This window comes from Cytobacillus sp. C11.1, assembly GCF_058145115.1.
In genome coordinates this window covers 1,531,425-1,553,120 of the sequence record NZ_CM176935.1, presented here as the reverse complement: position 1 = coordinate 1,553,120, position 21,696 = coordinate 1,531,425, and the positions used below count along the sequence as shown (strand labels likewise).

Genomic DNA, 21,696 nt, shown 5'->3' with positions numbered 1-21,696 from the left:
TTATTCCCCCGCTTTATCATCTGTGCTTTCTAATAAGACTTTGTTCAGTTTTTCAAAGGTTTCAATAAACTGCTGGATTTCAGTCTGGTCAAATCTCGTAATCAGTGATTCTACAAGCTTATGAATTTTTTCTTCTGCCTCAGCATACAGCTCATTGCCTTTTTCAGTCAGAGTCAAATACACAACCCTGCGGTCATTTTCATCGCGCGTCCGCTGGATCAGTCCCTTCTCCCACATCCGCGTAATCATCGCGGTAATCGCACTCTTTTTCACATCAAATACTTCCGCAAGCTCGGACGAAGTACAAGAACCCACCTGATTTATGTACCTCAGCGTATAATGCTGATCATTTGTAAGATCACTGCCAATCTGATCCTTTACAAGAGAAGCTGCCTTTTTTTCCACAGAAAAAGAAACGGCTATATACCGGTCGACCAATTCCTTAATATTTGGCACACTCACTTATATATTCACCTCACGCTTAAATTATTCTATCGTTTAACTGTTCAACTGTTTAACTATTAATGTAGTTAACTTTAATGGATGGAGGGAGAGTTGTCAATCTTTATAAACCTTTCCAACTCTAAAAACAAAAAAGACCCCAACACTGGAGCCTCTCCCTTTAAAAATCAATCTTAATCTTTTCTGCATCCTCAATCTTTTTCCCTTCTGCATTGAAGACGTCGCTCGTCGTAATTTCGATATTTTTCAAATCGGATTTTTCTATAATAAAGCCGATGTTTCCGGCCTTGGTTTCGTTTGGTCTTATTTCTTCATTTAATCCATCAAGATAAATATCATTTTCCCAGGTGACTTGTTCTCCTTCGCTTGTTTCCATAATAGCAACAGGGGCAAAGTTTACTTTTTCATCGGATGTGTTTTTGATTTCTGCAAAGACTTTGACAAAGTCGAATTCTTCGTCATGTGTCAGGGTATGAAAGTAGTCCACTAAGCTGTAATCAGGTTTTAAATGCATGATTTTTGCTTCGGTAATTTTCAATTCAATCGGACCCATGTTATAGGTGCCATTTACATTTTTGACTTTTTTTAAGGTTATTTCGCCTTTTTCATCCAGGTGAGTCTGGCCAGCTTTCTGCAGCTGACGGTCATCCGGAACCTGTGGGTTGGGTGCATAGTTTTTCATGGCTTCATTCTCAATCGGAGCTTCAGCGCTGACATCTGCAGGCTGTTCCGGCGCACTAGAGCAGCCAAATAAAACGATAGATAAGAGAGCAATCATTGTTATTAGTTTTTTCATGATGATCCCCCTTCAGTTGTTGTAAAAAAGTTCCCGCTGCTCTATGAAAGCAGCGGGAGATTGAAATTTATTTATCTTCAACCTTTACATTGGTCTTCAATAATTCAAAAATCAGTTTAGCCTGGTCAGTATTTTCAATTTGTCCCGCAAATCGTTCGCTTGAAGGGCCAAATGCATAAACAGGTACATCTTCACCAGTATGGCCGCCTGTTGTCCAGCCAGTATGGGAGCGCTCGTTGAAAATTTCTTCAATAGCATTATCAATATCTGTTACCTTTTTCGTTTCAGCAGCTTTTTTAACAGATTGGATTTCTTCAGCTGTCAGATCAAGCTCAATATATTGCTTTAAAGTATCCTCTACACTTGCACCATTGGCAATTTCCTGAGCCATAAAGTCTGGTGTGCGCTTAGCAGCTTTAATAGGCTCGCTGAACCAGTTGTAAACCCCGTCAGAACCGATCGAGTAGCCGCCAGTTGAGTGGTCGGCAGTTGCAACAACAAGAGTATGCTTGTCCTTTTTCGCGAAATCGATCGCTGCTTTGAATGCTTTTTCGAAGTCTTCCATATCGCTCATAGCTGAAACGATATCATTATCATGACCCGCCCAGTCGATTTGGCTTCCTTCTACCATTAGGAAGAAACCGTCCTGATCCTTGTTCAGGCGCTCGATTGCAGAAGCAGTCATTTCTTCTAGTGAAGGAATGTCTTCTGTGCGGTCAATCATTTTAGGAAGGCCGCGCTCCGCAAATAAACCAAGAACCTGCTCATTTTGATCCGCCAGCAATTCCTTGCGGTCTGTTACATAGCTGAATCCATCTTTCTTAAACTCTTCTGTAATGTTTCTGTCATTGCGGATGAATAAATCGGTCCCGCCGCCAAGAAGAACATCAACCTTATGCTCGCCATTGATAAGCTCATCATAATAATCATCAGCAATAGCATTCATATTTTTACGGCTTTCGTCATGCGCGCCGAATGAAGCTGGAGTTGCATGTGTAATTTCTGAAGTGGCCACAAGTCCTGTCGCTTTTCCTTGCTCTTTCGCTGCTTCTAAAACTGTTTTCACTTCAGAGCCATCATTATCTACTGCAATCGCATTGTTATAAGTTTTAATCCCTGCAGACATGGCTGTTGCTGCAGAGGCTGAGTCTGTTACGTTTTGTTCCGGATCTTCCGGGTAAGTCATTTGCTGGCCGACCAGATATTTATCCAGCTCCGTACGCTCAACAAATTTTGTGCTAGGGTCGTCTTTCAAATAGCGGTATGCAGACGTATAAGATACGCCCATCCCATCACCGATAAGGAAAATTACATTCTTGATCTCTCTATTATTTGATTGTCCTTTTGCTTCTGTTTGCTGAACGGTACCCATTAGTCCGCCAAACGCAACGGCAGAAGCAGCAAGAACCGGAAGTGCTTTTTTTGTGAACTTCTTAAATGTCATTCTATAGAACCTCCCTGTTAGTAACTTACAAGTAAAAGTATAGGGACATAGTGTAAATGAGAGATTAATAGAATGTAAAAATAATATAACACTTATGTAAAGATCCAGTTTTTTGCTTTATTAAAATTTTTTATGTAAAATCCATAAAAACAGACGTTAATGATAAAGGAGCGATTTTTAATGAAAGTATTGACCCTGCTTGGAAGTACAAGAGAAAGCGGCAACTCTGAATACTTAGCCAAAAAGATTGTCGAAGGTACCAATTCTACCCTTGTTAAACTGTCAGATATGCATATAGAGCCCATTGTTGATAAAAGGCATGCCGAGGAAGGCTTCTCACCTGTTGACGACGATTATGAAAAATTAATACAGCACATGCTGTCTCATGATGTTTTATTGTTTGCCACACCTTTATATTGGTATGGCATGAGCGGCCAAATGAAGGACTTCTTTGATCGCTGGTCACAGTATTTAAGAGATGAGCGATTCAATCTTAAAGAAGAACTGGCAAAGAAAAAAGCATATGTCGTGATCACTGGAGGAAACAGCGCCAAAGTGAAGGGATTGCCGCTTGTTCAGCAATTTCAATACATATTTGACTTTGTCGGGATGGAGTTTGCTGACTATATCATTGGAAGCGGAGTTAAGCCGGGAGAGGTCAAGGAAGATACCCTTGCTTTGGCAAAAGCGGAACAGTGGAATCAGTTATTTTTAAAATAATGCCCTCTGAGGACCGTCTAGCTTGACGGTCCCTTTTTCTAAGAAAAGCCGCCAGCATTCCTCCATATAAAAGATGACCCGACAGCCAGAAAATAAGGGCCGCAGCAGATGTCAACTCAGGGGTGCGGTCAGATAAGGCCGTCGTTGGATAAAGCAGCACGCCGATAAAGATAGATATGGATACGGTGCGAAACACAATCTGCTTTCTGGTCCATTGAAATTTTTCTATTAGATGAAAGAGGATGACAGCCAAGAGGACTGAAATGATTAAATGGAATAAGAATTCCACGATTTCAGGGAAATTATAGCTATTTAGGATCGGGATGTAATCTACGTTGAGGAGCAGTGTATACACTTTTACTCGGGTAATAGACTCAATGATTTTAAAAAATAAGCCTAGAAATATGCCGGGGATAAGGCCTGCGGTGATTCCTGTAGAAATATTTCGGCTCACGTTGTTCGTCCCTTCTTAAAGAGGATTCTGATTTAACACCATTATATAATTACATTTTATTTGGAGACAGTTTAAGTCGGTTGTTTACAACTTCAACCACTTTAAATTAAAATAAAATAGAATACACGTTCTCTTTTTAGAGGGGGTTAAACATGAATAATTGGGAGGCAGCATATATTGCAGGTATAATAGACGGAGAAGGAACAATCACTTTAACCAGAATGCATGCCAGTGAGCATCGAAGGCCATGCATTACCATAGCATCAACCGATATGGAACTATTAGTTTATGTACATTCATTAACAGGCGGGACAATTACTAATAAAAAAAATTATAAACCGGATATTCATAAGAACTCTTTCTCTTTAAATATCAAACAAAAAGTAATTGTTCTCACATTGCTTAAACAAATATCCCCTTATTTGAGAGTTAATAAAAAGAGAAATCGAGCATTGTGGATTATTGAAAACTATGAGAAAGTAACACCCAGAAACGGAAAGTATAATGCTGAGATGTTAAAACAAAAGCTTTTATTCGAGGAAACATTTTTTAATATATAAAAAGACAAATAAAAAACCACCAAATATGTATTTGGTGGAGACGGTGGGACGTGCACTTCCATCCTTTCGAGATGGCACTGACTATATCTTGAACCTGCAGTCTGGCAGGCCCTTCGGCGTATTATGCGAAATATATATTTACCTGGGTTTCAGGCAGGATTCCGCATCCTAGTACTACCATTTTTGTGGCAGCCTATAAGTCGATACACGGCTGTTGAATTACTCCACATACCGCTCGGCATTGCCTTATCGCCAGTTAGGCGACTTAGGTTTCACCGATAAAGCCGAATTTTCACTTGTGTGTTGCCACACAAGGCGACTAATAATTAATCGAACCCACGTCCAGAAATATCGGCACTTAAGCTTCTACGAGTGTAGTCGATATATTCGCGTTTCGCTGGTCCTTATGCCTATCGACGGGCGTCCGGCCAGCTAGTCTGGTTGTTCTCTTCCTTCATCCTCAGACGGTGGAATCCGGCGTAGCCCACTAAGAGTGAGTCCGCTACCCTACCACATGGGCGATGGAGGGGCGAACCGCTAAAGGCCTATTAGGCAGCTAAAGCGAAGTTGTTTTGTTGTTTGCCAGTTATAGGCTTTGACGTTTTAACGAGGCCGATCCCCTCGACTCGCAACCTAAGCTCGAACTATCCCTGTCGAATCCGTAGCGTCCCCATATAATAGGTCTGCGCCGAATCTCATTCTGCACGCTGACGTTCGGAAAAGCTCGAAATAGATGAGCTAAAGATTGTGTCACTCACTGTGACAATTACTATTATAGCACACTGAGTTAATTTTTCAATTGTAAGGTTTTGGATTTACATTTTCTGCCTTTCGCGGAAAGCACGCTCTACTTCACGCTTGGCTTCTTTCTTCTTCAGATCCTCACGCTTGTCATATTTCTTTTTACCCTTTGCAAGGCCTAATAAAACTTTTGCATAGCCGTTTTTTAGATACATTTTTAATGGTACAAGCGAATAGCCAATTTCTTTTGAATCGCCGATCAGCTTGTTGATTTCTTTTCTGTGAAGAAGCAGCTTTCTTGTCCGGAGCGGATCATGATTATAGCGGTTCCCCTGCTCATATGGGCTGACATGCATGCCGAATAGATGGATTTCGTTGTTTTGAATCCTTGCATATGAATCCTTTAGGTTTACCTTGCCGGCGCGGATTGATTTAATCTCTGTTCCCTGGAGAACAATGCCCGCTTCGTAAGTTTCTTCTATTGAGTAGTCATGATATGCTTTTTTATTTTGCGCAACCATTTTGCCAGTACCTTTTGGCATGATGAATCCCCCTTTGCTCCTCTTTCCTATTTCTGTCTTTAACGGCAGGAAAAATGCAGCATCCGTTCTTTAGCAGTCTCTCTATTATAGCAAATTTCCAGTTCTCTCTCAACGAGAAGCCCTATCAGGAAGGGAAAGAGAGAGCCTTTTAAGACCCTCCCTTATTCCGCTATCGCTTCTTTTTCTTCCGCTTAGCTTTCGGCGCATTTTCGTAATGCTTTTTCTCTTTTTTCTTTCTAGGTCCGTCTGAATTGTTTCCTCTGCCTTGGTCAGACTTTCCTTTGCGCGGCTTTTTCTCGGTGCTGCCTGTTTTGAAAACCTTCGGCGCATCTCTTGGTTCCCGTCTGCGGGTTCCCTTCATGCCGACGATTTCAAAATCGATAGAGCGCTCGTCTTTGTTTACATTGACCACACGGACAGTGATTTCGTCACCAATCCGGAAGACATTGCCCGTCCGCTCGCCTATCATGGCCATCTGCCGCTCGTCATAGCGGTAATAATCATCTGTCATATAGCTGACATGGATCAGGCCTTCGATCGTATTTGGAAGCTCAACGAACATTCCAAAGTTCGTTACAGAACTGATAATGCCGTCGTATTCCTGGCCAATTTTATCAGCCATATATTCCGCTTTCTTCAGCTCATCTGTTTCACGCTCAGCTTCAACCGCACGGCGCTCCATATTGGATGAATGCTCCGCAATATCCGGAAGTGAAGCGTTCCATTTTTCCCTGGTCGCCTGATCCAGCTTACCTTCAATTAAATAGGTGCGGATTAAGCGATGAACGATTAAATCCGGATAACGGCGAATCGGCGATGTGAAGTGTGTGTAAAACTCTGTTGATAACCCGAAGTGGCCCAGGCTCTCTTCAAAATATTTAGCCTGCTGCATGGAACGCAGCATTACCGTTGATATAACCATTTCTTCGGGCTTGCCCTGAACTTCTTCAATGATTTCCTGCAGGGCGCGCGGGTGAACAGAATTAGCTGTTCCCTTTACAATATAGCCAAAGTTTGTGATAAACTCGAAAAACCTTCTAAGCTTATCTTCTTTCGGATCTTCATGAATACGGTAAATAAACGGCACGTCCATCCAGTGGAAATGTTCAGCAACCGTTTCATTTGCCGCCAGCATGAATTCTTCAATCAGGCGCTCTGCAATCGAACGTTCACGCAGGGCAACATCTGTCGGATTGCCTTCTTCATCCACAATAACTTTTGCTTCTTTGAAGTCAAAATCAATGGCTCCGCGATGCATTCTCTTTTTACGTAAAATAAGAGAAAGCTCCTTCATCAGCTGGAACATTGGCACAAGAGATTCGTACCTGTTGATAAGTTCTTCATCTTCGTCTTCCAGAATCTTATTCACATCTGAATAAGTCATTCGTTCAGTTGTTTTAATCACACTCTGGAAAATTTCATGATTCACAACTTCCCCATCTGATGTAATTTCCATCTCACAGGATAGCGTGAGGCGGTCCACTTTCGGATTTAGGGAGCAAATACCGTTTGATAGGCGATGCGGAATCATCGGGATTACCCGGTCTACTAAATACACACTCGTTGCCCGTTCTTCGGCTTCCCGGTCAATCGGCGAATCCTCACGGACATAATACGTAACATCCGCAATATGGACGCCAAGCCTGTAATTGCCGTTATCCATCTTTTGAACCATGACGGCATCATCAAGGTCCTTTGCGTCGGCGCCGTCAATTGTGACAATGACTTCATTTCTTAAGTCACGGCGGTTTTCAAGCTCGCTGGGGTCAATCGTATCCGGCGTCTCTTCAGCCTGCTTAAGCACTTCTTCCGGAAACTCAAGCGGAAGGCCATGTTTGTGGATAACGGACAGAATATCCACACCCGGGTCATTTTTATGCCCAAGGATGTCGATCACTTCGCCTTCAGCACTTTTGCGCCCTTCCGGATAAGTAGTCAGCTTTACAACAACCTTATGCCCTTCCACAGCACCCTTTGAGGCTGCTTTCGGAATAAAAATATCGCTGGCAAACTTTTTATCATCCGGGATCACAAACCCGAAATGCTTGCTTTCTGTATATGTTCCCACGATTTGTGTAACACCGCGCTCCAGGATGCGGACAACTGTACCTTCTCTCCGCTGCCCTGAGCTTTCAGATGTAACCCGCGCAAGGACGGTATCACCGTTCAGTGCATTATTTGTTTCATTCGGCGGGATAAAAATATCGTCCATCCCCGGCTCTTCCGGGATCACAAAGGCGAATCCCTTTGCATGTCCTGAAAGTCTTCCGCGGATGAGATTCATTTTTTCCGGCAAGCCATAGCGGTTGCTTCGCGTTCTGACAACAAGGCCTTTCTCTTCCATCACAACAAGCGCTTTGACGAAGTCTTTGAAGCCAGTCGAATCCTCGATTCCAAATGCAGCCTCAAGCTCCTGCACCGTTAAAGGCTTATAAGCCTCATCCTTCATATAATGAAGCAGCTTGTCAATCAGCTGTTGAATATTATTTTCCAAATCAATCATCCCTCCTTAAGGAGATATTTTATTTTCTTTTCTTTTATTCTTCCCAATCCAGCTTTTCTAAAAACTGATAAACGTCTTCTTCAAGCTGATTACGTTCTTTATCAAGCGTAATCACATGGCCGGACTCTTCATACCACTTCAGCTGTTTTAAATCATTTTCGACTTCGTTAAAAATGATATTGGCGCTGTCCGTGTTGATCATATGATCATGTCGAGCCTGGACGACAAACGTCGGGGAATAGATCATATCCACATGATTGCGCACATCCGCTATCAGTTCCTGAAGGGCTTTCAGCGTTTTCATCGGCGTCTTTTGGAATTCGTCCATTTCCTGGTCAATTTGATCTTCTGACTTCCCTTCCAGTCTCTTATATTCTCTTGCGTAGCTCAGAATTCCTTTATACATGACCTCTTCGCTTTTTATGTACATAGGTGCGCACATCGGAATGATACCCTTTATAGGTACAGTGTAACCCAATTTAAGGGAAAATACGCCGCCAAGGGAAAGACCTGCAACAGCAATCTCCTTATGCCCTCTGTTTTTTAAAAACTCATACCCTTCCATGACGTCCTTCCACCAGTCTTCCGGCCCTGAGTGCACAAGCTCCTCCGGCGGCACGCCATGTCCTTTATATAGCGGAGCATGGCAGGTGTAGCCCTTCGTTTCAAGAAACCGTCCCATCATTCTTACATCCGCAGTATTACCTGTAAAACCGTGCAGCAGCAGAACTGCCCTTTTTCCATTTCCAAACGTAAACGGCTTTGGCGCTACAATCTTCATTTATAAAACTCCTTTTACCTATATAATTCCTAAATTCTTCTTAATCAAACGTTTGATTGAAACTGCATTCCTTATTTTTAGCAAACAAAGGGGCAACATGCCAACAAAAAGCTTTGTATGTAAAAAGAAAAGCGAAGGCGCCCTTCGCAGCAAGCAAAAAGCCGCTTGTGATAGGGGCCACAGCAGCAAAAAATAAAAAGCCTGACCTTATGACAGGCCAGGCACTGAGTTCATTTATACTGCGAAAAAAGATACTAAAACCGTAAGGATAAAGAACAAAACAGATAGTATAATCGTAGCACGGTGTAGAATCAAATCAAGACCGCGCGCTTTTTGTTTTCCAAAAAGCTGTTCAGCTCCCCCGGAAATCGCACCGGAAAGACCTGCACTTTTACCAGACTGAAGGAGTACAACAACGATAAGCGCAATCGATACAATCACTAAAAGAGTAATAAATAATGTATGCATGAAGCCACCTCCTGAAAACGTACAATCACATTATTCTTAATTTATCACATTTTGGTGGTATAAACAATAAGATTTTGGCAGGGCCTGTTAGATACCGGCCAACTATTAATTTTGGATGCTGTACACCAGCAATATTACCTGTTAAAAAACAGCCGCCCCATCCGGGACGGCTGCTCACCAAGCAAGATTACTTGCTCAAGTTATAGAAAGATTTTAATCCGTCGTATACTGCTAAATCGCCAAGCTCGTCTTCGATGCGAAGAAGCTGGTTGTATTTAGCGATACGGTCTGTACGGGACATGGAACCAGTTTTGATCTGGCCAGCGTTTGTGGCAACTGCGATGTCAGCGATTGTAGCATCTTCAGTTTCACCAGAGCGGTGGGAAACTACTGCAGTGTAGCCAGCGCGCTTCGCCATTTCGATTGCTTCAAATGTTTCAGTTAACGTACCGATTTGGTTAACTTTGATTAGGATTGAGTTTCCTACGCCTTGCTCGATACCTTGAGCTAACTTCTTCGTGTTTGTTACGAATAGGTCGTCACCAACTAGCTGAACTTTTCCGCCGATGCGGTCAGTTAATAGCTTGTGGCCTTCCCAGTCGTTTTCGTCCAGACCATCTTCAATAGAGATGATTGGGAATTCGTTTACAAGCTCTTCATAGAAGTTAACCATATCTTCAGAAGTTAAGCCTGTGCGGCCTTCGCCTGCAAGATCGTATTTGCCAGTTTCTTTGTTATAGAACTCAGAAGAGGCAACGTCCATTGCAAGGTGGATGTCTTTACCGGCTTCGTAGCCAGCGTTAGAGATTGCTTCGATGATTACTTCAAGAGCTTCACGGTTTGAACCAAGGTTTGGAGCGAATCCGCCTTCGTCACCAACAGCTGTGTTCAGGCCTTTGCCAGATAGTACTTTCTTCAATGAATGGAATACTTCAGCACCCATACGGATTGCTTCTTTGAAAGTAGGAGCTCCAACAGGCATGATCATGAATTCCTGGAAGTCTACGTTGTTGTCAGCATGAGATCCGCCGTTGATGATGTTCATCATTGGTGTTGGAAGCTGCTTCGCGTTGAAGCCTCCAAGGTAACGGTATAAAGGAAGTCCTACAGACTCAGCTGCAGCATGTGCACAAGCCATAGACACGCCTAGGATAGCGTTCGCACCTAGCTTGCCTTTGTTTTCAGTTCCGTCTAATTCAATCATTGTGCGGTCGATGCCAACCTGGTCGGTTACATCCAAGCCGATAACTGCATCAGCAATTAGGTTATTTACGTTATCTACCGCTTTTTGAACGCCTTTTCCAAGGTAGCGGGATTTGTCGCCGTCACGAAGTTCTACAGCTTCGTGCTCACCAGTGGAAGCTCCAGAAGGAACAATCGCGCGGCCGAAAAAGCCGGATTCTGTTAAAACTTCAACTTCAACTGTTGGGTTACCGCGGGAATCTAATACTTCACGAGCATAAACATGTTGGATAAATGGCATATCAATTCTCTCCTTTTTATATCGAAAAATTGTTATATCTTTTGACTCTTCTCTTATTTGTTTTCACTTGAAAATTCTGCCCGTTGATTTCCGCTGCGGTCACTTGCTTTCCGCGGGGAGGAATGGGAGCCTCCTCGGCTGCGCCTGTGGGGTCTCCCACTTCCCTCTCTTCCCGCAGGAGTCAAGCGCCCTCCGCTCCAATCAACTCAGTGGGTTGAATTTAATTTACTGAAAAAAAGAGCTGCAAACCATACGGAAAAAAACTATTTTTTCAGAAGCGTTGTTCCAGTCATTTCAACAGGCTTTTCCAGTCCAAGCAGGTCAAGCACGGTCGGAGCAAGGTCTCCGAGGATTCCGTTTGTATACGGAGTTCTGCGCCTTCCTGTGTGACGATAACTGGTACTGGGTTTGTTGTGTGGGCGGTCATCGGGCTGCCTTCCAAAGTGACAACTTCGTCGGCATTTCCGTGGTCAGCTGTAATGATAGCCTTTCCGCCTTTTTGAATCAGCAAGTCGACAATTTTGCCTAAGCATTCGTCAACTGTTTCTACCGCTTTGATCGTTGGCTCAAGCATACCTGAGTGGCCGACCATGTCCGGGTTTGCAAAATTAAGGATGATCGCATCGAATTTGTCCGCTTCTATTTCCTTCAGCAACGCGTCCGTTACTTCATAAGCACTCATTTCAGGCTTAAGGTCATAGGTAGCTACTTTCGGTGAATCAATCAGAAGCCGCTCTTCGCCAGGGAATTTCTCTTCACGTCCGCCGCTCATAAAGAACGTAACATGAGGATACTTTTCTGTTTCCGCAATGCGGAGCTGAGTTTTATTATTTTGCGCTAAAACCTCACCTAAAGTGTTATCCAGGTTTGTCGGTTTAAACGCAACATATCCATCAACCGTTTCACTGAAGTGGGTTAAGCAAACAAAGAATAAATTCTCAGGATGCCCTGGCCCTCTATCAAAGGAACGGAAGTCTCTTTATTCGTAAAAGTATTTGAAATCTGAATGGCCCGGTCCGGACGGAAGTTATAGAATATAACCGCGTCATTATTTTTGATCGTTGCAACCGGTGCGCCATCTTCTTTAGTAATTACAGATGGAATAACGAACTCATCAAAGATCCCATTTTTATAGTTATCATCAACTAAATCCAGAGGATCGCTGTACGCAGGGCCATCTCCATACACTATGGAACGGTATGATTTTTCAACACGCTCCCAGCGCTTATCGCGGTCCATGGAATAATAACGGCCAGAAATCGTTGCAAATTCACCGACTCCGTATTCCTTCATTTTTTCCTGTGCTTCTTTAATGAAGCCTTCAGCTGTTTTCGGTCCAACGTCACGTCCATCCAAAAAACCATGGATATAGACATTCTTAACACCTTCTTCAGCTGCCATGCGAAGCAAGGCAAATAAGTGCTGTATATGGCTATGAACACCGCCATCTGATAGAAGTCCCATCAAATGAAGATCTGTCCCATTCTTTTTCACATGGTCAATCGCAGAACGGAAGGTTTCGTTTTTCTCAAACTGTCCTTCACGGATTGCCACGTTCACTCTTGTTAAGCTTTGATAAACAATCCGGCCTGCGCCAATGTTTAGGTGGCCTACTTCAGAATTTCCCATTTGCCCTTCTGGAAGCCCTACCGCTTCACCGCTCGCCGTTAAGGTCGCATTCGGGTAGGTGTTCCAAAAACGTTCGAAGTTTGGCTTCTTTGCCTGGGCAACGGCATTACCCATCCGCTCGCCCCGCAATGCGAAACCATCTAAGATGATTAATGCAACTGGAGATTTACTCATTCTTGCCTGCCTCCAATAATTGAAGGAATGATTGCGGCTCAAGGCTTGCTCCGCCTACAAGTGCGCCATCAATATCAGGCTGTCCCATATATTCTTTAATGTTGCCAGGCTTTACGCTGCCGCCGTACTGAATGCGTACTGCATCTGCAGCCTCTTGTGAAAATTGCTTCGCAACCACAGAGCGGATATGGGAACATACTTCATTGGCATCTTCAGAGGTTGAAGATTTGCCTGTTCCGATTGCCCAGATTGGCTCATAAGCGATTACAGTTTGCTTTACCTGCTCTTCAGTCAAGCCGTTAAGGGCTTTTTCAACTTGAGAGCCAACAAGCTCCTTCGTTTCGCCGTTCTCACGCTGTTCAAGCGATTCACCGACACATACGATTGGAGTTAAGTTATATTTGAAAGCAGCCAGCGTCTTCTTGTTTACTGCCTCATCTGTTTCATTGAACATTTCTCGGCGCTCTGAGTGGCCGAGAACGACATATTTAACGCCAAGATCTTCAAGTGCAACCGGGCTGATTTCGCCTGTAAAAGCACCGCTTTCCTCGAAGTGCATGTTTTGTGCACCGATTTCGACATCATAATCCTTCGCGCTTTCAACCAGGCGCTCCAAGAATAGTGCAGGCGCACATACGACTGTTTCAACCTGCTCTTTCCCCGGTACTAAGCCATTGATTTCTTCAAGAAATGCTTTAGCTTCCGGAAGTGTTTTATGCATTTTCCAGTTTCCTGCGATAATTGGTTTACGCATCTTGCACATCCTTTTCTGCTTTTTATTATTGTCAATAGACAGGGCTAAATCAGCCCCTTCTATTATTTATCGTTTAAAGCTACGACACCAGGCAGAGCTTTCCCTTCCATAAACTCAAGAGAAGCGCCGCCTCCTGTGGAGATATGGCTCATGCGGTCTGCTAGATGGAACTTCTCAACCGCAGCTGCAGAGTCACCGCCGCCGATGACTGAATATGTATCATTCGCTTCTGCTAAAGTCTCAGCCACAGCTCTTGTTCCGCCGGCGAATTTTTTCAATTCGAACACACCCATTGGGCCGTTCCAGATTACAAGCTTTGAGTTTTGTATCACATCGCTGTAAATTTCGCGTGTTTTTGGTCCAATATCGAGTGCTTCCCAGTCAGAAGGGATCTCTTCAATCGCAACTGTTTTAATATTGGCTTCCTCAGAAAAATCATCCGCAACAATGGCATCAACAGGCATGTAGAAATTTACTCCTTTTTCTTTAGCCTTTTGCATAAACGATTTTGCAAGGTCAATTTTATCTTCTTCCAATAGAGACTTTCCTACTTCATGGCCCTGTGCTTTTACAAATGTGTAAGCCAGTCCGCCGCCAATGATCAGGTTATCTACATTTTCAAGAAGGTTTTCAATTACGCCAATCTTATCTTTAACCTTTGCACCGCCGATAATGGCTGTAAATGGACGCTCCGGATTTGAAAGAGCTTTTCCGAGTACATCCAGTTCTTTTTCCATTAATAGGCCGGATACTGCAGGCAGATGGTGTGCAATTCCTTCAGTTGAAGCATGGGCACGGTGGGCAGCCCCGAATGCATCGTTTACATATACATCAGCCAATTCAGCAAAAGCCTTAGCTAATTCAGGGTCATTCTTCTCCTCGCCAGGATAGAAACGAACATTTTCAAGAAGAAGTACATCCCCTTCACCCAACGTTTCAATCATTGCTTTTACAGAATCGCCGTAAGCTTCATCCGCTTTTTTCACTTCTTTGCCAAGAAGCTCGGACAAACGATTGGCAACAGGTGTTAAACGCAATTCTTCAACAACTGAACCTTTTGGACGTCCCAAATGGCTCGCTAAAATAACTTTAGCGCCCTGGTTAGTCAAATACTCAATCGTTGGAAGAGCTGCGCGGATACGAGTTTCGTCTGTTACCTGTCCATCCTTCATAGGCACGTTGAAATCAACGCGGCAAAAAACTCGCTTACCTTTTAACTCCACATCTTTTACGCTTTTTTTGTTCACAGCAAAAGGACCTCCTTACTAGAAAAGCGGAAGCGCCTGGCCCAGGGGCGACAAGCATAAGACGAGCGCTGGCAGAAGGCGTTCTTTGCCTTCAGAAGCGATTGGCTTATGACTCGAGCCCCTAGGCGCTGGAGCTAGACACCACCCTAGTCAATTATTTTTACTTTTTGCTTTAAAACAAAAGGGAGAGGGAATGTTTCCCTGCTCCCCTTTTACCTTTATTCATTATAGACGTTCACGATTTTAATATCCAACAAGATGAGGCAATCTTAGAAAGATTTTTTCAGCTGGTGAATACTTCGTAAACTAATCTTTTTTGGTAAAGAATTAAATCTTAAAGTCCTTTTTGAGCAATGTAGTCAACAAGGTCAACCACACGGTTAGAGTAACCAGTTTCGTTGTCATACCAAGAGATTACTTTTACCATGTTGCCTTCCATAACCATTGTAGAAAGCGCATCGATTGTAGAAGATGCTGGGTTTCCGTTGTAGTCGCCAGATACTAATGGCTCTTCGCTGTATGCAAGGATGCCTTTTAGGTCGCCTTCAGCAGCTGCTTTAAGAGCGCTGTTTACTTCTTCAGCCGTTACGTCTTTGTCAAGCTCAGCAACAAGGTCAACAAGAGAAACGTTTGGAGTTGGAACACGCATAGCTCCACCGTTCAATTTACCTTTTAGTTCAGGCAATACTAGAGATACTGCTTTTGCAGCTCCAGTTGTTGTTGGGATAATGTTTTCTGCTGCTGCACGCGCACGACGGTAGTCTTTGTGCGGCAAGTCAAGGATTTGCTGGTCATTTGTGTATGAGTGGACAGTTGTCATCATACCGCGCTTGATTCCGAAGTTGTCGTTCAATACTTTCGCAAATGGAGCCAAGCAGTTTGTTGTACAAGAAGCGTTTGAGATGACATGATGGTTCGCAGCATCATATTTCTCATGGTTAACACCCATAACAACTGTGATGTCTTCGTCAGATGCAGGAGCAGAGATGATAACTTTTTTCGCGCCGGCTTCAAGGTGTTTCGCAGCGTCAGCACGCTTTGTGAAACGGCCAGTTGATTCTACTACTACTTCTACGCCAACATCTCCCCAGCCTAATTGAGCAGGATCGCGCTCTGCGATAACTTTTACTTTTTGGCCGCCAACTACCAGGTAGTCACCATCAACTGTTACTTCTTCATTTAATGTTCCGTGAACGGAATCATATTTTAAAAGGTGTGCAAGCATGTTTGCATCTGTAAGGTCGTTTACTGCTACAACCTCTACATTAGGGTTATTAAGGGCTGCACGGAAAACAACGCGCCCGATTCTTCCAAATCCGTTAATACCAACTTTAACTGCCATTATTATTTCCTCCTTAAAAAGGTAGATTTTATATTTGAAAAGGGATTACCCTTTTAACAACTGTTTTGCGGCACCTTCGTCTGTAATTAAAATCGTTTGGGATGGTGCACGGTTCATATAAGCTGCGATGGCTTTTGCCTTGGAGGCACCGCCTGCTACAGCAATAACATGTTCAATATGGGATAAATCATCCAGCTGAAGGCCGATGGTTTGAACCTTATGTACAACCTCGCCGCCTTCATTAAAGTAATAGCCAAATGCTTCGCCTACCGCTTCGGCCTGCTCAATTTTCTCAAAATCTTCATCACTGGTTTTACGGCGTTCCGCCATTGTTATAGCGTCCCCAATGCCATGTAAAACCATGCTTGCAGATTTGATTTGGGTGATGACTTCTTTAATATCAGGTTCTTTAATAATGCTATCGTACATTTCCTTGCTTACCTGGTCCGGCACATAAAGGACTCGGTGCCTGGAATCTGTATGATCGGCCATTTTCGCACAAATTGTGTTGGCCTGATTTTTGACATCCTCGCCAATTCCGCCTCTTGCCGGGACAAATAGCCAATCCCGTTCCGCCAGGTCTGGTGTCAGCATTTCTGCGACGGCAGCCATCGTTGATCCGCCAGTAACTGCGATGATATTTTTTCCTTCAAGCCTGGATTTCATACACGAAGCCGTCGCTCGTCCAAGCTCTTGCTTGACCCAGGGAGATTCATCGCTATTGCCGGAAACGATGATTGCTTGGCGGATGCCAAGCTTAGCTGATAGTTTCTGTTCCATTAAGGCTATACCCGATATATCCCTCATTATTCCTTCGAGGGCTTCCAATAAATCTTTGCCATCGGAAGTGAGGCTCATGCCTGCACTGGAGATGCGAATCAGGTTCTGGTCTTTTAAAAACTCAACCTCGCTTCTCAGTACTCTTTCCGTCAAGCCAAGACTTACGGCAAGACTTCTTCTTCCAACAGGCTCCATCAGCCCTATGTAATGCAGGATTCCGTAACGCTTTTGCATAACCGCAAGCATATCAGGCAATATTCTTTTTTGAATATCAATTAGTGAGTACATCGGATGGCTCCTTCATCATATGTGGTCATTTTTTGTCCCGCATAGACATATTATGTCCCACTTACCGCAAAAAAAATCACCCTTGCTTCAAAATCAATAATAGCAGGAGTGATTGATGAATTCAACTGATAAAACTCAGATTTTTTCTGTAAGCGCTTCACTTATTGTAATTGTGTCAATATGCCCAAATTGCACTTCTTCCCCATTCATTTCAACGACCGGAATCATCAAGCCATATTTTTCTGTCAGTTCATCGCTCTCATCGATATCGCGTTCAATTAACGTAAAATGGTGTTCTTTCTTTAATTCTACTAGTACATCCTTTGCTTTATCGCAAAGCGGGCATCTGCTTCGTGTATATAGCACGATCTCTGGCTGGTTCACAGTGATAATCTCCTTTATCAATCATACCTTTTCCGTTTTGATGAAGATGGGATGCCGAGCTGGTCACGATATTTCGCGATCGTTCTTCTGCTGACAACCATTCCTTCTTTTTCTTTCAGCAGCTTTACCAGCTCCTGATCGGATAAAGGCTTTTGCTTATTTTCCCCTTCAATCATTTTACTAATAATCGTCTTAACCTGCTGAGATGATGTATTTTCATCGGAGACTGTTTTAATCGTGCTTGAGAAGAAGGATCTAAGCTCATACGTTCCGTACGGTGTTTGTGCATATTTTTCCCGGACTGCACGGCTGACGGTGGATTCATGGATATCAAGCTCATCTGAAATCTCCTTCATCGTCATCGGTTTTATGTGTGATGGCCCTTTTATAAAAAAGTCCTGCTGCTTTTCAACGATTTTCAGGGTAACATTGGTGAGCGTCTCTTTTCTTTGTTCTATGCTCCTTATGATCCAATGATAATCCTGCTGCTTCTCCTGGAGGAAGCGGCTCACATTTCGATCTCCAGTAGCAGAAAAACGTTTATAGTAATCATTATTAAAACTGATCTTCGGAAGGGCTTCGTCAAAAACGCTGACTGAAAAAGATTCCCCATCCCATTTTATGATCACGTCCGGTGTTATATATGCGGACTTTTCGCTTTGAAAGGATGATGCCGGCCTTGGGTTCATGGTCTGAACGAGATCGAAAACCTCCTGGATTTCCTTCAGTTCCACGCCCAGCTGTTTCGCGATCTCCTTCCACTTCTTTTCCGCAAAAAGGGTGAAATATTCATCAATAATAGCTTCTGCCAGCTCGTTTCTTTCGGGCATTCTTTTCAGCTGCAATGAAAGACATTCCTGCAGGTTTCTGGCTCCTACACCGGCAGGTTCCAGTTCCTGTATCATTTCGAGCATGTGTTCCGCTTCCTCTGGCGATATGCTGAAAGATGAGGCAACGGCGCTAAGCTCCGCCCGAAAGTAACCGTTTTCATCAAGGCTTTCAATAAGGCGTTCGATTACCTTTTCTTCGGCAGCGTTCAAATTGAAGTGCAGCTGTGACTTTAAGTGCTCATCCAGCAGCATCGTTTTTCCGCAGCCAATTTGCTCAATCCAATTTATTTTATCTTTTTCAACCTTTTTTCTCGTCTGTTTCACACGGTCATAACGGGGATCCATTGATTGGACGTGACCTGACTCTACTTTTAAGAGGGGATTTTCAAGTGCTTTACTCTCGAGGAAAGATGAGAGCTCCAGTGTGCTGTATTGCAAAAGGGCAATCGCCTGCGTTAGCTCCTGTGTCATTGCTAATTTCATTGTCTGCTGCTGCCATAACCCAGCTTTCAAATTCATCGTACATTCCCCCTGTCCCCATTTTACATTATTCGCGGTAAATATTGTATGGAAATATCTTGCCAGCTCATGTAAAAAAACACGCTGGTACCTGCACCGCTCCGTTTTTCTGAATACTTCACCATATGCATGCGGGAGGGAATAATATTCTTTTTTTTAGATAAAATGCAGATTTTTAGCGGATTTTTTTTAGTATTTTTGTGAAGACGGCTAATTTGCAGAGTTGGCGGGATAATTTCCGGGTGAAAAGAAGGAAAGAAATGCGGATAAAATTTTTTATGTGCGGAGTAGCGTCGATTTATATACGGATAGAAATTTTTATATGCGTTTGGAGCCGGTTTATGTGCGGATAGCTTTTTCAAGTGAATGCAGACGGTTTATGCGTGGATGGACCAGTCTATATACTGATAGACTCAACTTTTTATGTAAGGACATTTTCCGCAAAATAAAAACCCCCTGTCCATATCAGACAAGGAGTTTTGGCAGCGCCCTCGGCAGGAATCGAACCCACATCTCAAGAACCGGAATCTTACGTGCTATCCGTTGCACCACGAGGGCAGATACTTTAATCGCTGGCTGACCAAGCGCTCAGCCGTTACGATTACTAATTATATGATAAGTTCCTTAACTTTGCAAGCATACTTTTTGTTTAAAAATTGGAACAATGGGTATCATGGAATGGGATAGGACAGCACAGAAAATGATGTCGAACGAATATGCCTGGCTTTCCATGCGATTTGTTTGACCTTAATTGACCATGAGTGTATCATATTATTACATACAGAAAGTATTAAATTTTTCTTCACTTGGTAGAACATGCTTGTTCACATTGTATGTTGAACCCTTATTTTAAAGGAGGAATTTGAAAATGAACTTAATCCCTACAGTTATCGAACAAACAAACCGCGGGGAGCGCGCTTATGATATTTACTCCCGCCTTTTAAAAGACCGCATTATTATGCTGGGAAGCGGAATCGACGATAATGTGGCCAACTCTATTGTTGCCCAATTGTTATTCCTTGAAGCTGAAAACCCTGAGAAAGACATTTCTATTTACATAAATAGCCCTGGCGGAAGCATCACAGCTGGTATGGCTATTTATGATACTATGCAATTTATCAGGCCAAAGGTTCAGACGATTTGTATCGGTATGGCTGCATCAATGGGTGCTTTCCTGCTTGCTGCAGGTGAAAAAGGCAAGCGTTTTGCCCTTCCAAACAGTGAAGTTATGATTCACCAGCCACTTGGCGGTGCACAGGGCCAGGCGACAGAAATTGAAATTGCTGCAAAACGCATTCTTTTCCTTCGTGAAAAGCTAAATACAATCCTTTCAGAGCGCACAGGACAGCCGCTTGAAGTGATTGCAAGAGACACAGACCGCGACAACTTCATGACAGCTGAAAGAGCGCTTGAATACGGTCTGGTTGATCAAATTATTACCCGCAACTCTTTGGAAGAAAAGAAAGATAAATAAGATAAAAAACAACTCGCATCTTCCCGATGCGAGTTGTTTTAGTTTTCCTTCTGGATGTATTTTGAAAGCTCTTCGATTGCTTCGTTTTCGTCGTTTCCTTGTGCTCGTAGGGTAACCACAGACCCGGAGCTGACAGCAAGGCTCATAAGCCCCATGATGCTTTTCGCATTTACCTTTTTGCCGTCCTTTTCAAGGAAGATATCGGATGAGAACCGATTTGCCTCCTGAACGAATAATGCTGCCGGACGTGCCTGCAATCCTGTTTTAAGCTTAACTTCAACCTGTTTTTCCGCCATATTTATCTCCTCCCTGCTGACTCCTTGTTAATGATGTGACATCGTTTCTCCTGCTCGGAGTTTATCAGCTATTTCATCTATTTTTCTTAATCTGTGATTGATGCCCGATTTACTAATATTGCTGCCCGAGACCATTTCCCCAAGCTCTTTCAATGTGACATCCTGATACGCCACACGCAATTCGGCGATCTCCCTTAGCTTGTCAGGCAGAATTTGCAGTCCGACTGTCTGGTCGATGAACCGGATGTTTTCAACCTGGCGCAGCGCTGCACCGATGGTTTTGTTCAAGTTCGCTGTTTCACAATTTACGAGACGGTTTACCGAATTTCGCATATCCCGGACAATCCGGATATCTTCAAAGCGCAGCAATGCAGAGTGGGCGCCGATAATGTTCAGGAATTCGGTTATCTTTTCAGCTTCCTTTAAGTACGTGATATATCCTTTTTTCCGTTCGAGCGTTTTGCTATTCAGTCCGAACATATTCATTAGTTCACAAAGAGCGTCATTATGCTCCTTATAAAGCGAAGCAATTTCAAGATGATAGGATGAGGTCTCCGGATTATTAACAGATTCCCCCGCAAGGAATGCGCCGCGCAGGTAAGAACGCTTACAACATTTCTTTTTAATAAGCTCACCGGAAATATCGTGTGTAAAAACGAATCCCTCGCTTAAAATTTTCAGGTCATCTAGTATCATGCTTGCCTGTTCGTTCAATCTGACAATATAAACATTGTTCTTTTTTAATCTCATTTTCTTGCGGACAAGCAGTTCAACCTGAACTTGATAGTTCCTTTTGATCAGTGTGTAAATCCTTCTTGCAATTGCCGCATTTTCCGTCTGAATATCCACGATCAATTTCCTGTTGGAAAAAGAGAGTGATCCATTCATCCTGATGAGCGCGGATAATTCCGCTTTTCCACAGCAATCTTTTATTTCCAGGTTCGTCAATTCCTTTTTCGTTTCCGAAGCGAAAGACATCCCTTCACCCCCTATCTGCAAAAACTGAAGCCAGGATAAAAATATTC

At 43.3% G+C, this 21,696-nt stretch carries 19 protein-coding genes, 1 tRNA gene, 1 other RNA gene and 1 pseudogene; 3 read left to right on the top strand and 19 right to left on the bottom strand.

All coding sequences use genetic code 11. The annotated features are described in order from the left end of the window. The 3 genes from AC3ZVC_RS07615 to AC3ZVC_RS07605 form a co-directional block, all read right to left on the bottom strand. Window positions 1-462 (bottom strand): MarR family winged helix-turn-helix transcriptional regulator, encoded by a 462-nt coding sequence (locus AC3ZVC_RS07615; protein WP_490067754.1) that lies wholly within the window; start codon window positions 460-462, stop codon window positions 1-3. Window positions 463-622: 160 nt separating this feature from the next. Next, the gene (locus AC3ZVC_RS07610) at window positions 623-1,258 is read right to left on the bottom strand and encodes a DUF4352 domain-containing protein (RefSeq protein ID WP_490067751.1); all 636 of its coding nucleotides are present in this window, start codon (window positions 1,256-1,258) and stop codon (window positions 623-625) included. A 67-nt stretch (window positions 1,259-1,325) separates the two neighbouring features. Continuing rightward, window positions 1,326-2,702 carry an alkaline phosphatase gene (locus AC3ZVC_RS07605; protein WP_490067748.1) on the bottom strand — a complete coding sequence of 459 codons (1,377 nt, stop codon included), beginning with the start codon at window positions 2,700-2,702 and terminating at the stop codon, window positions 1,326-1,328. 180 nt (window positions 2,703-2,882) lie between these two features. On the opposite strand from AC3ZVC_RS07605, the gene AC3ZVC_RS07600 reads away from it, so the two are divergent. Together AC3ZVC_RS07600 and AC3ZVC_RS07595 are read left to right on the top strand one after the other, a co-directional pair. Further along, window positions 2,883-3,422, top strand: coding sequence for a flavodoxin family protein (locus AC3ZVC_RS07600; protein WP_490067746.1), 540 nt, complete (start codon window positions 2,883-2,885; stop codon window positions 3,420-3,422). A 606-nt stretch (window positions 3,423-4,028) separates the two neighbouring features. Further along, a complete protein-coding gene (locus tag AC3ZVC_RS07595) occupies window positions 4,029-4,436 on the top strand; it encodes an LAGLIDADG family homing endonuclease (protein ID WP_490067742.1) in 408 nt (135 codons plus the stop codon). A 327-nt stretch (window positions 4,437-4,763) separates the two neighbouring features. Here the strand turns inward: AC3ZVC_RS07595 and ssrA are convergent. From ssrA to AC3ZVC_RS07525, 14 genes and pseudogenes are all read right to left on the bottom strand, one after another. Beyond that, window positions 4,764-5,100: a transfer-messenger RNA gene (gene ssrA / locus AC3ZVC_RS07590) on the bottom strand. A 151-nt stretch (window positions 5,101-5,251) separates the two neighbouring features. Continuing rightward, window positions 5,252-5,719, bottom strand: coding sequence for an SsrA-binding protein SmpB (gene smpB, locus AC3ZVC_RS07585; protein WP_490067739.1), 468 nt, complete (start codon window positions 5,717-5,719; stop codon window positions 5,252-5,254). A 169-nt stretch (window positions 5,720-5,888) separates the two neighbouring features. Next, complete coding sequence (gene rnr, locus AC3ZVC_RS07580) at window positions 5,889-8,213, bottom strand: ribonuclease R (protein WP_490067735.1); 2,325 nt, start codon at window positions 8,211-8,213, stop codon at window positions 5,889-5,891. Window positions 8,214-8,256: 43 nt separating this feature from the next. After that, complete coding sequence (locus AC3ZVC_RS07575) at window positions 8,257-9,003, bottom strand: alpha/beta hydrolase (protein WP_490067731.1); 747 nt, start codon at window positions 9,001-9,003, stop codon at window positions 8,257-8,259. Between the two features lie 234 nt (window positions 9,004-9,237). Then, entirely contained in the window at window positions 9,238-9,471 is a 234-nt protein-coding gene (gene secG, locus AC3ZVC_RS07570; RefSeq protein ID WP_110064632.1) for a preprotein translocase subunit SecG, read from the bottom strand. Between the two features lie 187 nt (window positions 9,472-9,658). Further along, a complete protein-coding gene (gene eno, locus AC3ZVC_RS07565) occupies window positions 9,659-10,954 on the bottom strand; it encodes a phosphopyruvate hydratase (RefSeq protein ID WP_214726240.1) in 1,296 nt (431 codons plus the stop codon). Between the two features lie 263 nt (window positions 10,955-11,217). Then, window positions 11,218-12,757 (bottom strand): annotated as a pseudogene (gene gpmI, locus AC3ZVC_RS07560) (2,3-bisphosphoglycerate-independent phosphoglycerate mutase). Continuing rightward, window positions 12,750-13,511 (bottom strand): triose-phosphate isomerase, encoded by a 762-nt coding sequence (gene tpiA, locus AC3ZVC_RS07555; protein WP_490067727.1) that lies wholly within the window; start codon window positions 13,509-13,511, stop codon window positions 12,750-12,752. The pseudogene gpmI and the gene tpiA overlap by 8 nt, the downstream one beginning before the upstream one ends. A 62-nt stretch (window positions 13,512-13,573) precedes the next feature. Further along, window positions 13,574-14,758 carry a phosphoglycerate kinase gene (locus AC3ZVC_RS07550; protein WP_490067725.1) on the bottom strand — a complete coding sequence of 395 codons (1,185 nt, stop codon included), beginning with the start codon at window positions 14,756-14,758 and terminating at the stop codon, window positions 13,574-13,576. A 334-nt stretch (window positions 14,759-15,092) separates the two neighbouring features. Beyond that, window positions 15,093-16,100 (bottom strand): type I glyceraldehyde-3-phosphate dehydrogenase, encoded by a 1,008-nt coding sequence (gene gap, locus AC3ZVC_RS07545; protein ID WP_490067722.1) that lies wholly within the window; start codon window positions 16,098-16,100, stop codon window positions 15,093-15,095. A 45-nt stretch (window positions 16,101-16,145) separates the two neighbouring features. Beyond that, window positions 16,146-17,168, bottom strand: coding sequence for a sugar-binding transcriptional regulator (locus AC3ZVC_RS07540; protein ID WP_490067720.1), 1,023 nt, complete (start codon window positions 17,166-17,168; stop codon window positions 16,146-16,148). Window positions 17,169-17,303: 135 nt separating this feature from the next. Beyond that, window positions 17,304-17,552, bottom strand: a complete 249-nt coding sequence (locus tag AC3ZVC_RS07535; RefSeq protein WP_490067718.1) for a glutaredoxin family protein — start codon at window positions 17,550-17,552, stop codon at window positions 17,304-17,306. Between the two features lie 17 nt (window positions 17,553-17,569). Then, the gene (gene rpoN / locus AC3ZVC_RS07530) at window positions 17,570-18,901 is read right to left on the bottom strand and encodes an RNA polymerase factor sigma-54 (RefSeq protein WP_490067713.1); all 1,332 of its coding nucleotides are present in this window, start codon (window positions 18,899-18,901) and stop codon (window positions 17,570-17,572) included. A 486-nt stretch (window positions 18,902-19,387) separates the two neighbouring features. Beyond that, a tRNA-Arg gene (locus tag AC3ZVC_RS07525) sits at window positions 19,388-19,459 on the bottom strand. A 310-nt stretch (window positions 19,460-19,769) separates the two neighbouring features. Between AC3ZVC_RS07525 and clpP the strand changes: the two genes are divergently transcribed. Further along, window positions 19,770-20,375: an ATP-dependent Clp endopeptidase proteolytic subunit ClpP gene (gene clpP, locus AC3ZVC_RS07520; RefSeq protein ID WP_214726248.1), complete on the top strand. Its 606-nt coding sequence runs from the start codon at window positions 19,770-19,772 to the stop codon at window positions 20,373-20,375. 38 nt (window positions 20,376-20,413) lie between these two features. Here the strand turns inward: clpP and AC3ZVC_RS07515 are convergent, their stop codons facing one another. Together AC3ZVC_RS07515 and whiA are read right to left on the bottom strand one after the other, a co-directional pair. After that, the gene (locus tag AC3ZVC_RS07515; protein ID WP_490067707.1) at window positions 20,414-20,671 is read right to left on the bottom strand and encodes an HPr family phosphocarrier protein; all 258 of its coding nucleotides are present in this window, start codon (window positions 20,669-20,671) and stop codon (window positions 20,414-20,416) included. 27 nt (window positions 20,672-20,698) lie between these two features. Then, a complete protein-coding gene (gene whiA / locus AC3ZVC_RS07510; RefSeq protein WP_490067704.1) occupies window positions 20,699-21,649 on the bottom strand; it encodes a DNA-binding protein WhiA in 951 nt (316 codons plus the stop codon). Window positions 21,650-21,696 lie beyond the last annotated feature (47 nt).